Source organism: Actinosynnema sp. CS-041913 (assembly GCF_050942485.1).
GTDB lineage: Bacteria > Actinomycetota > Actinomycetes > Mycobacteriales > Pseudonocardiaceae > Actinosynnema.
Genome location: NZ_CP192037.1, coordinates 6,665,690 through 6,678,263, shown reverse-complemented (window position 1 = coordinate 6,678,263; position 12,574 = coordinate 6,665,690). Strand labels below are relative to the sequence as shown.

12 protein-coding genes are annotated in these 12,574 nt (G+C 71.9%); 5 read left to right on the top strand and 7 right to left on the bottom strand.

Annotation, left to right across the window (positions count from 1 at the left end; translation table 11 throughout):
* Positions 1–46: 46 nt before the first annotated feature.
* The 3 genes from ACQPZF_RS29695 to ACQPZF_RS29685 form a co-directional block, all read right to left on the bottom strand.
* Positions 47–700, bottom strand: a complete 654-nt coding sequence (locus tag ACQPZF_RS29695; protein WP_433262511.1) for an HD family phosphohydrolase — start codon at positions 698–700, stop codon at positions 47–49.
* 63 nt (positions 701–763) lie between these two features.
* Positions 764–1,354, bottom strand: coding sequence for a hypothetical protein (locus ACQPZF_RS29690; protein WP_433262509.1), 591 nt, complete (start codon positions 1,352–1,354; stop codon positions 764–766).
* Positions 1,355–1,417: 63 nt separating this feature from the next.
* The gene (locus ACQPZF_RS29685; protein WP_433274746.1) at positions 1,418–2,425 is read right to left on the bottom strand and encodes a hypothetical protein; all 1,008 of its coding nucleotides are present in this window, start codon (positions 2,423–2,425) and stop codon (positions 1,418–1,420) included.
* 222 nt (positions 2,426–2,647) lie between these two features.
* On the opposite strand from ACQPZF_RS29685, the gene ACQPZF_RS29680 reads away from it, so the two are divergent.
* Positions 2,648–3,232 (top strand): FKBP-type peptidyl-prolyl cis-trans isomerase, encoded by a 585-nt coding sequence (locus ACQPZF_RS29680; protein WP_433262507.1) that lies wholly within the window; start codon positions 2,648–2,650, stop codon positions 3,230–3,232.
* Positions 3,233–3,274: 42 nt separating this feature from the next.
* Here ACQPZF_RS29680 and ACQPZF_RS29675 read toward each other — a convergent pair whose 3' ends face one another.
* Positions 3,275–4,246: a quinone oxidoreductase family protein gene (locus tag ACQPZF_RS29675; RefSeq protein ID WP_433262505.1), complete on the bottom strand. Its 972-nt coding sequence runs from the start codon at positions 4,244–4,246 to the stop codon at positions 3,275–3,277.
* 95 nt (positions 4,247–4,341) lie between these two features.
* Complete coding sequence (locus tag ACQPZF_RS29670) at positions 4,342–5,964, bottom strand: DUF885 domain-containing protein (protein WP_433262504.1); 1,623 nt, start codon at positions 5,962–5,964, stop codon at positions 4,342–4,344.
* 37 nt (positions 5,965–6,001) lie between these two features.
* Between ACQPZF_RS29670 and ACQPZF_RS29665 the strand changes: the two genes are divergently transcribed.
* On the top strand, positions 6,002–6,289 hold the full coding sequence (locus tag ACQPZF_RS29665; protein ID WP_433262502.1) for a hypothetical protein: 288 nt from the start codon (positions 6,002–6,004) through the stop codon (positions 6,287–6,289).
* 203 nt (positions 6,290–6,492) lie between these two features.
* Positions 6,493–7,344: an ATP-grasp domain-containing protein gene (locus tag ACQPZF_RS29660; RefSeq protein WP_433262501.1), complete on the top strand. Its 852-nt coding sequence runs from the start codon at positions 6,493–6,495 to the stop codon at positions 7,342–7,344.
* 68 nt (positions 7,345–7,412) lie between these two features.
* Here the strand turns inward: ACQPZF_RS29660 and ACQPZF_RS29655 are convergent, their stop codons facing one another.
* Both ACQPZF_RS29655 and ACQPZF_RS29650 read right to left on the bottom strand, forming a co-directional pair.
* The gene (locus tag ACQPZF_RS29655; protein WP_433262499.1) at positions 7,413–8,990 is read right to left on the bottom strand and encodes a solute symporter family protein; all 1,578 of its coding nucleotides are present in this window, start codon (positions 8,988–8,990) and stop codon (positions 7,413–7,415) included.
* The gene (locus ACQPZF_RS29650) at positions 8,987–9,394 is read right to left on the bottom strand and encodes a DUF485 domain-containing protein (protein ID WP_433262497.1); all 408 of its coding nucleotides are present in this window, start codon (positions 9,392–9,394) and stop codon (positions 8,987–8,989) included. Before ACQPZF_RS29650 ends, ACQPZF_RS29655 begins: the two co-directional genes overlap by 4 nt.
* A 250-nt stretch (positions 9,395–9,644) precedes the next feature.
* On the opposite strand from ACQPZF_RS29650, the gene ACQPZF_RS29645 reads away from it, so the two are divergent.
* Positions 9,645–12,134, top strand: coding sequence for a nitrate- and nitrite sensing domain-containing protein (locus ACQPZF_RS29645; RefSeq protein WP_433262495.1), 2,490 nt, complete (start codon positions 9,645–9,647; stop codon positions 12,132–12,134).
* Positions 12,131–12,574 (top strand): roadblock/LC7 domain-containing protein, encoded by a 444-nt coding sequence (locus tag ACQPZF_RS29640; RefSeq protein WP_433262493.1) that lies wholly within the window; start codon positions 12,131–12,133, stop codon positions 12,572–12,574. Before ACQPZF_RS29645 ends, ACQPZF_RS29640 begins: the two co-directional genes overlap by 4 nt.

The following is a 12,574-nucleotide window of genomic DNA, read 5'->3' as shown; positions in this document are numbered from 1 at the left end:
AGGTGACTTTCGGCCCAAATTGGGCCCTAACAGGTTTAGGACTTGGTCAGGACACCGCCGCGAGTAGCCGGTCGACGGTGGGATCGTCCAACGATTCAACGATGCACTGCCACAGTTCGAGGTTCGCCGACGCCCACCGCGAGTACGTCGCCGCGGCCTCCGGGTCGTAGAAGTAGTAGCCGCCGTCCTGCTTGGCCTGCTGCTCGCCGACGATCTTGTGCGCCAGCTCGCGCAGCGTGATGCCGTTCTCCTCCAGGTACTTCGGCGCGAGCACGACCGGCGTCACCGGCAGCGCCTTGAACAGCGTGTCCGCGTCCGACAGCGCCTGCGCCTCCAGCGAGATGTGCCGGTGCCGGGTGCGCATCTCGGCCTCCTCCACCACGGCGTCGACCCGCGCGGCCACCTCGTCGGGCACCCCCGCGCCGGCCAGGATGGCCAGCCGCAGCCGCCGCCCGTCGACCGGCAGCGAGTTCTTCCGGACCATGTAGTTCACGTCGTGGACCAGGGCGGCGACCTCGACCAGCGCCACGTCCGCGCCGTTGCGCCGGGCGAAGCCGACCGCCTTGTCCCGCACGAAGCTGACGTGGTGCCAGCCGTGGAACTGGAGCCTCGCCGCCAGGCCGCGGCACAGCCGCCCCACCTCGCGCTCCACTCCGGCGACCGCCCGCGCCGTGACCGTCGGTTTCGAGACCGTGCTCATCGGACCCTCCCGTGCCGGGTGGGCCGATGGTAGGCGGTGCCCGGGGGATCGGGCCCCGGATCGTCACAGCGTCTTCGTCAGTTCCTCCAGCCTGGACTCCACCGGGACGTGCCGGTGGCTGGTCCGCGTGTCCGGGTCGTAGGACAGGCTCCACGGGCTCACCGCGCGGCTCTTCACCAGGAACGTCAGCGTGTCGTCCGCCGCTTTCGGGATGCGGTGGAACTCGTGCGCCAGCATCGTCCCGGAATCGCCCCGCTGGGCCTGCGTGCTGCGCAGCAGTTCGGTCTCCGCGATGGACCGGCCGTCTTCCGCGAGCCGCGCGGTGAAGCGTTCGTGCAGGTAGGAGCCTGCCAACAGGGTCGTGCAGAAGTGGTAGCGGTGGTTGTGGATCGAGTCGGCGTAGCCCTGCCGCCAGTCGTGCTGCGGTTTGTACTCGTGCAGCCAGAACGTGAACGGCTCGGCCGGCTCGTCCCGCAGGCACCACGCGAAGTGCGTGGTCGTCTCCCGCGACCGGGCGACCACCCGCATCTCCTCCTGCGGGGTGAGGGCGCACAGGTGCGCGCGCAGTCTCTGCTTCAGGCCGGGTCGGTTCGCCCACTCGTGGAACCGTCCCGCGACGTGTTCCCAATGGTCGACGACAGGGGGGTCGGCCACGGTGATGATCGTGGCGAGGTCCGCTACCGCGGAGGACCCGGCGTACTCGCTCAACACGGCTTATCAGCTCCCCAACCGAGCGGAGGCGGAGAATTCCCGGCGGAATCGGTGGAACTTGTCCGCCAGCTCCTGGAAACCTTCTTCGGACAACCCGGCGCCGGTGATCTTCTCGAACAACACCAGGAAGTCGCCGCGCGTGGTGCGCGGCGTGATGACGACATGCAGTCCTGCCTTGGAATTGCTGATGCGGAGGAACTCGGCGCGTTCCATTCCGTACAGGAACGAGCCCTCGGAGAACCGGAGCGTGCGCGGGTACAACCGGACCACGCCCGCGCTGGTGTTGCTGTAGAGGCTGAGCCACGCGCTGTCGTCGAACAGCTCCAGCCGGTCCAGCGGCGGATCGGACACGATCGTCAGGTCGATCCGGGAACACCGGCCGCGGGTCAGGAACAAACCCACCAGGCCGATCCGGATCTGGTCGCGCAACCGGTCCGCGATGGTGTCGTAGTCGCCGTCCGCGCCCTCGTGCCGCAGCAGGTACCGGGCCCGGCCGCCGATGGCGTCCGCGTCCCGCGGATCGGCGAGGACCGCCCTGAGCTGGCACTCCGACTGCGACAGCAGCAGCCGGCACGCCGCGTACCGGCCCGCGAAGCCCCGGAACCCGTACAGTCGGGTGCGTTCCAGGTCCTGCATCATGAGCTGGTTGAACGCCGGGTCCGGCCGTGCGGTCGGCTCGAACACGTGGCTCGGGAAGAACTCGCGGTCCAGCGCCCGGTACTCGGCGGTGAGGTCGCGCAGCGCCTTGCGGCTCTCCTCCACCACCGGCGCGATCAGCGCCCGCCGCGCCGCGGCACTGGTGACCAGCGTCTGCGTGAAACCGACCACGGCGGAGATCATGGTGCCCGTGCCGACCGCCGCGACGAAGCCCCGCAGCGGTCCTTGCTCCAGGTTGCTGGAAATGGCCAGGCAGCCCGCGGAGGTCACCACGAGGATGAGCAGAAGCAGTCCGGTCCTGGTCCAGAACAATTCCTGTAACAGGTTGCCGCGTTCGCCCCCGGGCTCCGCGGACACGGTGGTCACCTCCTTGGCGGGCACCCGAAAGGCCGAATGCCGGCGGTATCCGATCAAGTGCGCGGAGTTACCCTACGCTTGGCCGCCGAACTGCGGAAGCGGTAATTAGTGGCACTTTCGCGGAATGTTTTCGGGCCGTTCGCAGCGGACCGTGACCGGCGTTGCGCCTGGCGGTGGGCCTGGCGGTACGGCGTCCGGGGCGGCCCCATAAGCTCCGCAACCATGCGTACTGTCGGCCGTACGGCCCTGGCCCTCGTGTCCCTGTTGTCCGCCGGACTGGCGCTGACCGCGTGCACCGCGAGCGACCGGCCGTCCACCAAGACCACCACCCCGGCGGCGACGGCGCCCGCGGCGGGCGAGCAGACCGTCGAGGACCTGCCCGAGCCGAGCGGCCCGCCCTGCGAGGTGACCCAGTACCAGGTGACGGGGGAGCCGGGCGCGAAGCCGGCCATCACCGTGCCGAGCGGCTGCACACCGCAGGACGGCCTGCTGGTCAAGGACCTCACCGAGGGCACCGGCCCGGAGATCAAAGCGGGCTCCACCGCCCAGCTCCACTACGTGCTGGCCACCTTCCGCGACCGCAAGACCCGCGAGGCGTCCTGGGACAAGGGCCAGCCGCTCGACCTGGCCAACATCGGCCAGGCCTCCGTGATCCAGGGCTGGAACGAGGGCCTCATCGGCCTCAAGGAAGGCGGTCGGCGACTGCTCGTCGTGCCGTCCGACAAGGGCTACCCGCAGGGCAGGGGCTCCATCCAACCCGGCGAGACGCTGATCTTCGTGATCGACGCCGTCAAGGTGCAGGGCTGAGTCCGCCAGGGGCCCCGGCACGCGCCGGGGCCCCCTCGCACGTCACGGAATGAGCAGCAGCTTGCCCGTGGTGCGGCGGCCCTCCAGGTCCTGGTGCGCGGTCCGGGCGTCGGCCAGCGGGTAGCGTCCGCCGATCCGCACGCTCAGCGACCCGTCCGCGACCGCCGCGAACAGCTCGCGCGCACGCCACTCCAGCTCCTCCCGGGTGGCCGTGTACGCGCCCAGCGACGGCCGGGTCAGGTACACCGAACCCGCCTGGTTGAGCCGCTGCGGGTCCACCGGCGGCACCGCGCCGCTCGACGCGCCGAACAGCACCAGGTAGCCGCGCGGACGCAGGCTCGCCAGACTCCCGTCGAACGTGGCCGCGCCCACCCCGTCGTACACCACCGCGACACCCCGGCCGTCGGTCAGCTCCCGCACCCGCGGCGCGAACTCCGCCTGGTCGTACCGGATCACCTCGTCCGCGCCGGCCTCCCGCGCCAGCGCCTCCTTGGCCCCTGTGGACACCGTGCCGATCACCCGCGCGCCCCGCGCCTTGGCGAGCTGCACCAGCAGCAGCCCCACCCCGCCCGCCGCGGCGTGCACCAGCACCGCGTCGCCCTCCCGCACCGGGTACGTCGACGCCACCAGGTAGTGCGCGGTCAGGCCCTGCAACAGCAGCGCGCCCGCCGTGTCGTCGTCCACCCCGTCCGGCACCGGCACCGCGTCCGACGCCTTCACCAGCGCCTGCTCGGCGTAGCTGCCCAACGCCGCCGCCCACGCCACCCGGTCGCCGACCGCGAACCCCGCCACGTCCGGACCGAGCGCGGCCACCCGGCCGGCGCCCTCCAGACCGATGCCGAACGGCAGCGGCAGCGGATAGCGGCCCTCGCGGTGGTAGGTGTCGATGTAGTTCACCCCGGCCGCCGCCACGTCCACCAGCAGCTCACCCGCGCCCGGCGTCTTCGGCTCCACCTCGCCGAACTCCAACACCTCTGGCCCGCCGGTCGCGCGCACCACCACAGCCTTGGGCATGTCCCGTCCTCCGTACGCTCCATCGGTTCTGCTCTAGGCCAACTCTCGCGCGCCGCGCCCTGTTCCGCGTCCCGTCAAGTCGGCGCCCGGAGGGCTCACCGCCCCAGCGCGACCCGGCGGGCCAGTCCCAGCGGCAACGCACCCGACCCGGCCAGCCTGTCGTGGAACTCCCGCTGCGTGCCGGCGAACTCGTCCCGGATGCGCTCGATCTCCAACGCGCCGGTCAGGTAGGACGGCGCCTGCGTGGGCCACGCGCAGTACCGCAGCACCTCGCCCTGCGCCGTGCCCGGCGTCAGCGAGGCCTTCGTGGTCATGAACTCCTCCGCCTCCGCGACGCTCATGTCACCGCAGTGCAACCCGGTGTCCACGATCATCCGGGCGGCGCGGAACAGCCGTGCCTCGACGTGCGCCAACTCCTGCGCGCGGGCCTTCTTCGCGTCGCCGACGGTGTCCGCGCTGAAGTAGCCGTGCTCGCGCAGCAGCTTCTCCGCGTACAGCGCCCACCCCTCGGAGAAGTACGGGGTGCGGAACACCTTGCGCACCGGCCGGTTCTGCGCGGCCAGCCACGACAGGTGCCAGTGGTGGCCGGGGTAGGCCTCGTGCACGGCGATCGTGGCGAGCTGCGCCCGCGAGTTCGTGCGAAGCCGCTGCGTGACCTGGTCGGGCGTGAAGTCGTCCGGCGGCGACGGCACGAAGAAGTGCCCCACCCGGGCGGACGTGAGCGGCGGCGGCGACAGGTAGGACGCGACGCTCAGGATCGGCCGCTGGAACGACGGGGACGGCACCACCCGGCACTCCTCGCCGTCGGCCAGCGTCACCAGGCCGTGCTCGACCAGGAACGCGCGGGCGCGCCGCGTCTCGGCCTCGTACTCGACCCGCATCGCCTCGGGCGTCGGCGGGTGGTCCTCCTGGAGCCCGAGCATCACGGCGTGCCAGTCGTCCGACCCGGCCAGCTCCCGCATCTCCGCCGCCAGCTCGTCATACGCGGCCCTGCCCCGCTCGTGCAGCTCGGCGGCCCCGTAGCCGAGGATCTCCTGCTCCCGGAGCAACGTCGAGTAGAGCCCCTCGCCCATCCGCCAGTCACCGGTGGCGGCCTCGGCGAACCGGTCGAGGAAGTCCGCGAGCCGGTCGAACGCGGCGGCGGCGGGCTCGGCGGCGTCCGCCAGCTTCACCCGGAGAACGGGATCGGCGACCTCGGCGGGCAGCGTGCCGGTGAGGAACGCCCGCCCGGTCCTGGCCTGCGCGGCGGCCCGTTCGACGATCTTCGCCGAGGCGAGCCCCGGGTCGAGGTTCGCCTCGCACGCGGCCAGCAGGGCGGGCACCTCGGCCAGCCGCGCGATCACGCTGCCGACCAGCTCCGGCTCCGGCCGCAGCCGGTTGAGAAACGCGGTGAACAGCGGGAACAACACGGCGGAGGAATAGATCGAGGGATCCCGCCGCCACGCGGGCCAGGCGGCCTTCGCCAGGTGGCCGCGCAGGACGGAGATGACGAGGTCCCGGTCGACGGACTCTTCGAGGCCGTCGGCGGAGGCCCCGGTGAACCGTTCGAGCCACTCCGCGGCCTCACGGTCGTAGTCGGCGAACGCCTGCGCGCTGAAGTCGCCGAGCGTGTGGTCGTGGTCGAGCGAGCCGAGCATCGCGGCGGTGCCGGGCGTGCGGTCGAAGTGCCAGCCGAGGAAGTCGTCGACCAGCCGGGTCGGTGTCGTGGTTTCGGTCACGTGCACGGAAGTTACCCGCAGGTTCTAGGCTGGCGGGGTGGCTGAGGAGAAGAAGATCGGTGCGGCGGTCAAAACGGCGACGGCGTTCGTCGCGGCCCACGGCAAGCCCACACGGGCCGTCGTGGAGAACATCGGCCTAGCCGGCGCGCGCGTAGTGCTGGTCGGCGACGACGGCGCGATGGGCGACGTGATCCTGCCCGACGCGGCGGCGGCCGAGGCCATGATCGCCGCCGTGCCGGACCTGGAACCACACGAGTGGGACCGCGAAACGACCGCGGCCACGAAGATCGGCCCCGCCCACCGCCACCGGATGGCAGGCCGCTGACCTGCGACTTCGGCCCGAGGTGATCACTCGATCGGGCGAAGTAAGCCAAATCCGGGCACCTTCTCATTACCATTCACGTTGCCCAGAACAAGGTGGCGGCGCTGGGGGGAACAACGTGCTCGGGCTCACCCGTGTCCCTCGGCACCCGGCCGAGCGTCCGCTACGCCATTTCGCCCAGGCGGCGGGTTGACTAAGCTGCGGCGGTGAAGGTTCTTTTCGCCACCTGCGCCTCCCTACCCGCCGGCGACGGCGACGACGCCGCCCTGATCGACGCCCTGGCCGAGGTCGGCGCGGAGGCGTCGTGGTCGGTGTGGGGGTCGGGGGAGACGGCCGACCTGGTGGTCCTGCGGTCCACGTGGGACTACACCGAGCGGCTGCCGGAGTTCCTGGAGTGGTGCGCCTCGGTGCCGGCCCTGGCCAACCCGGCGGCGGTCGTGCCGTGGAACACCGACAAGACGTACCTGGTCGAACTCGCCGGAGCCGGGGTGCCGGTCGTGCCGACGTCCGTCGCGACGCCGGGGTTCGCGGACTGGCCCGCCGGCGAGTTCGTGGTCAAGCCGACCGTCGGCGCGGGCTCGCGCGGGGCGTTGCGGGTGGCGGCCGGCGACTTCGCGGGCGCTGCCGCGCACCTGGCGGCACTGGGCGTGCCCGCGCTGGTGCAGCCGTACCAGGCCGCGGTCGACGCGCTGGGGGAGACGGCGCTGGTGTTCCTCGGCGGCCAGTACTCGCACGCGTTCACCAAGGGCGCGATGCTCACCCCCGACGCCGAGTACGACGAGTCCGGCCTGTACGTCGTGGAGCGGTTGTCCGGGGCGTCGCCGTCCGGAGCCCAGCGGCGGGTCGCGGAGGACGCGATGGACGCCGCCGCCGGGCTGCTCGGCCTGCGGCGCGCCGACCTGCTCTACGCGCGGGTGGATCTGGTGGCCGGGGCGGACGGTGCGCCGTTGGTGCTGGAGTTGGAGCTGGTGGAGCCGTCGCTGGGGTTCCGGCAGACCGACGCCGCCGCGCCGATGCGGTTCGCGTCGGCGGTCCGGGCGGCACTGGCCGCCCGGTAGCCGGGACTGGCTGCCCGGTTGCCGAGGCCGGCCGTCCGGTAGCCGAGGCTGGCCGCCCGGTAGTCGGGCTACCGGAGCCCGGACCCGATCCCGGTCAGCGAGCGGACCTCCATCTCGGCCTGCTTGGCCGGGTCGGCCCGCTCCCGGCTCAGCAGCGTGCCCAGCCACCCGCACAGGAACGACAGCGGGATCGACACCAGGCCCGGGTTGCCGAGCGGGAACCACGCGAAGTCGGCGTCGGGGAAGACCGACGTCTTCGTCCCGGACATGGCGGGTGAGAAGGCGATCAGCACGATGCACGACCCGAGCCCGCCGTAGATCGCCCACAGCGTCCCGTTGGTGTTGAAGCGCTTCCAGAACATCGAGTAGATGATCGTCGACAGGTTCGCCGACGCCGCCAGCGCGAACGCCAGCGCCACCAGGAACGCCACGTTCTGCCCGTTCGCGGCGATGCCGCCCACGATGGCCAGCAGCCCCACCACCACAGCGGTGAGCCTGGCCACCCGGAGCTCCGACCGGGGATCGGCCGCGCCGCGCTTGATCACGTTCGCGTACACGTCGTGCGCGAACGACGCGGACGCCGTCAAAGTCAGCCCCGCCACCACGGCCAGGATCGTCGCGAACGCCACCGCGCACACGATGCCCAGCAGCACCGCGCCGCCGATCCGGAACGCCAGCAGCGGCGCGGCCGAGTTCTCGCCGCCCGGCGCGGCCTTGATCGCGTCGGAGCCCACCAGCGCCAGCGAGCCGAAGCCGATCACCAGCGTGCACAGGTAGAACGTCGCCATCATCCACGTCGCCCACACCACGGACCGCCGCGCCTCCCGCGCGTTCGGCACCGTGTAGAACCGCATCAGCACGTGCGGCAGCGACGCGGTGCCCAGCACCAGCGCCAACGCCAGCGAGATGAAGTCCAGGCGCGCCAACGGGGAACCGCCGTACCGCGCGCCGGGCTCCAGCACCTCCGGCCCGAGCGGCGTGCGCAGGCTCGCCGTCTCCAGGATCGAGGACAGGCTGAAGCCGAACTTCCCCAGCAGGAACACGGTCATCAGCGTCACGCACAGGATCAGCAGCACGGCCTTGATGATCTGCACCCACGTGGTGCCCTTCATGCCGCCGACGAGCACGTACATCACCATCACGACGCCGACGACCGCGATGACGAGCGCCTGCCCGCCCTTCGTGTGCACGTCCAGCAGCAACGCCATCAGCGCGCCCGCGCCCGCCATCTGCGCGATCATGTAGAACAGCGAGATCACCAGCGTCACGTTCGCCGCCGCCGCGCGCACCGGGCGCTGCCGCATCCGGAACGCCAGCACGTCGCCGAGGGTGAACCGGCCGGTGTTGCGCAGCCGCTCCGCGATGATCATCAGGCCCATCAGCCAGGACACCACCCAGCCGATGGAGTACAGGAAGCCGTCGTAGCCGTTGACCGCGATGCTGCCCGAGATGCCCAGGAACGACGCGGCGGACAGGAAGTCGCCGGACAGCGCGACGCCGTTCTGCGGTCCGGTGAAGCTGCTGCCCGCCGCGTAGTAGTCGGACGCGCTGGCGTTGCGGTTGCCCACCCGGTAGACGACGAAGAGCGTGATCACCACGAAGACCGCGAACACGCCCAGGTTGATCGCGGTGTTGCCGCCGGTCACGGGCGCTCCTCCGCGGTGAGCGCCCGGACGGCCGCGACCTGCGGGTCGATCCGGCGGCGGGCGTACCGGGCGTACAGCAGGGTCAGGCCGATCGTGGTGGCGAACTGGAGCAGCCCGAACACCATCCCGATGTTGATCACGCCGTACACCTTCGCGCCCATGAACTCCGGCGCGTACGCCGACAGCGCCACGTAGCCGAGGTACCAGGCCAGGAACCCGATGGTCGCGGGCAGCACGAACACCGTGACGCGGCGGCGCAGCTCGCGGAAGTCGGCGCTGTCCCTGATCGCCGCGTAGTCCGGCGCGCCCGCCTCGTCGACCAGCAGCGGCACTCCGGGCTCGTCGAACGTCGCGAAGCCCCGCGCACGTCGCGACTCCGTCGGGGGCAGGATTGCCTTCGTCATCAATCCTCCGGCTCGGTGAGCGATCAGCGTAACCGCGCGCGGCCCGCAGTCAACGGTGGAATCGGGCCCCTGGAGTGGGTCTTCGCCGTCCGTGCCTGAGCCGAACGGATGAGCACATGCGCCGGGGTCGTTGTCGTGGCCCCGAAGTCGACCTAGTATCGCGCAACGACATCCGCCGCCCGCCGGCTGTTCGCGCAGGTGACGCTCCACGCGGCGGATCAACTACTCCGACACTCCCGGGACTTGTCTGGTGACTGGCGACAACAGCGCACGCTGGCCGTGGTGGGGTGCTGTCGCGGACTGGCGGAACTGGCGCCTGCCGGTCAAGCTCGCCGCAGTGCTCACCGTGCCGGTGATCGTCGCCGTCGGCGCGGGCATGGTGCAGATCCAGGGCGACGTGCGGGCCTCCGACGGCTATTCCGCCATGCAGCGCATGGTGACGTTGCGTGCCGGGCTCGATCCGCTGATCGCGGGCGTGCAGGCGGAACGCGCGTTGTCGGCCCGGCGCGGCGAGAACTCCGGCCTGCAGGCGCGGGAGTACGCGGAGCTGGCGCGCGTCACCGACGCGGCTGCCGCCGGCGTACGAAACCTGTTGGAGCGCACCACGTCCCTCGGCGAGGTCGCGAGCGACCGGTTCCGGGACGTCAGCGTGCACCTCGACGGCCTGTCGCAGCTACGGGACCTGGTGCTGGCGGGCACCGCCGACCTCGCGGGCGCGGTCGGCGGCTACACCGTCGTGCTGCGCGCCCTGATGGACTTCGACCAGGCCATGGTGGGCGACTTCGGCGACCCGGCGCTGTCCGGCACCGCCACCGCCCTGCACAACCTCGCCATGGCGGGCGAGCAGTGGTCCTGGCAGCACGCCACCGTGCTGGCCGGGATCAGCCGGGGGTCGTTGCTGGACAACGAGGTCATCCTGCTGGAGCAGTCGGTGACCCGCCAGCAGGACAAGATCGCCGACTTCTCCGCCGTCGCCACCCGGCAGCAGCAGGCGGACTACGTCACCGCCGTCGCCGGCCAGGCCGTGGACACCCGGAACAGCCTGCTGCAACTGGTCCGCATCGACCCGGGGTCGGTGCGCGACGGAGTGAACCCCGACGTGTGGCACGAGGGCTCGGTCGGCGCCGGCAAGCAGCTCGACACCGTGTTGCGCCGCCTGGAGAACCAGCTCACCGAGACCTCCACCCGGCTCCAGGAGGAGACCAGCGACCGGGCGGGCGCGGCGTCGGTGATCCTGCTGGCCTCGCTGTTCGCGGCGGCCGCGGTCGGCTTCGTCGTCGGCCGGAACCTGCTGCGCTCGCTGCGCGCCCTGCGGGTCGCCGCGCTGGACGTGGCCCAGCACCGGCTGCCGACGCTGGTCGCCCAGCTCCGCGAGGACGCCGCGCCGGACGTCCGGATCGAGCCGGTGCCCGTGCACACCACGGACGAGCTGGGCCAGCTCGCGCGCGCGTTCGACGCGGTGCACCGGCAGGCGGTCAGCTCCGCCGCCGAACAGGCCGAGCTGCGCGCCGGCATGCGCAACGCGTTCATCAACCTGTCCCGCCGCAGCCAGGGCCTGGTGGAGCGGCAGCTACGGCTGATGGAGGAGCTGGAGCGGCAGGAGCAGAGCCCCGAGCAGCTCGGGAACCTGTTCAAGCTGGACAACCTGGCCACCCGGATGCGCCGCAACAACGAGAACCTGATGGTGCTCTCGGGCAGCGACATGGCCCGCCGCTTCACCCGCCCGGTGCCGCTGGCCGACGTGCTGCGCGCCGCCGCGTCGGAGATCGAGCAGTACCAGCGGGTCGTCGTGCAGGCCACGCCGTCGGTCGAGGTGGTCGGCTACGCGGCGGGGGACCTGGTCCGCCTGGTCGCCGAGCTGATGGACAACGCCACCTCGTTCTCGCCGCCGCGCACCCAGGTCGTGGTCGGCGGGCGGGCCCGCCCCGGCGGCGGTGTGCTGGTGGACGTGCTCGACGTCGGCGTCGGCATGTCCGAGGAGGACCTGGCCCAGGCGAACCGCAAGATCGCGCGGGCCGCGGCCGACGACTCGGCGGAACTGTCGGTGTCGCGCCAGTTGGGCCTGTACGTGGTGGGCAGGCTCGCCGGCCGGCACGGCATCCAGGTCGGCCTGCGCGAACAGGGCGAGGGGGTGCGCGCCGTCGTGGCGGTGCCCGCCGAACTCGTGCGTGCGGTCACGCCGCCGGCCGCCGGACCCGCGGCCGGCCCGAACACCGCCGGTCCGAACACCGCCGCGTCGACCAGCGCCGCGTCGACCACTGCCGGCCCGCATACCGCCGGCCCGACCACCGCCGTTCCGACGACCGCAGCGGCCCGCGAGGACGGCTGGAGGTCCTTCCGCGGCCACGCGAGGGACTCCGCACCCGCCGCACCGACCTCCGCACGCCCCGCACCCCGACTCCGCTCCACCTGGTTCGTCGGCCGTTCCACGGCTCCGCAGCCGAACGGTTCGGCGCAACCCCCGCGCCACCGGGCCGAGGATCCGGCAGACTCCGCACCGGGGCGGCAAGGAGTACAAGGGGTACAGGGGCTCGGCGTCGAGGGAGACGACGCGGAGCTGCCCAAGCGGCGACCGCGCTCGAACCTGGTCGCCGAACGACCGGGTGCACCCGATGCGGTGGCACCCGTCCGGAGGGATCCGAACGCGACACGCGGGTTCCTGTCGAGCTACCAGACCGGAGTCCGGCAAGGTGTGCGGGACTCCGGTGAGAACCGAACGGGGCGGGAGAGCACAACATGAGCGGGCAGAGGTCACGGCAGGTCGACCAGTTCGGCTGGCTGGTGAGCAACTTCGCCGAACGCGTGCCGGGCGTCGCCCATGCCGTGGTGATCTCGGTGGACGGCCTGCTGCTCACCGCGTCCAGCGGCCTGCCCGAGGACCGGGCGGAGCAGCTATCCGCGATCGCGGCGGGGGTCGCGAGCCTCACCGAGTCGGCCGCGAGGTGCTTCGACGGCGGCGGCGTGCTGCGCTCGGTGATCGAGATGCAGTACGGGATCATGCTGCTGATGTCGATCCGGGACGGCTCCTGCCTGGCGGTGCTGGCCGCGCCGGACGCCGACGTCGGCCAGGTCGCCTACGAGATGACGGTCGTGGTGGACCAGGTCGGCCAGCTCCTCACCCCCGAGCTGCGCGCCGAGCTGCACGGCGTGAAGCGGATGATGGCCCGCCCGTCGGCGTGA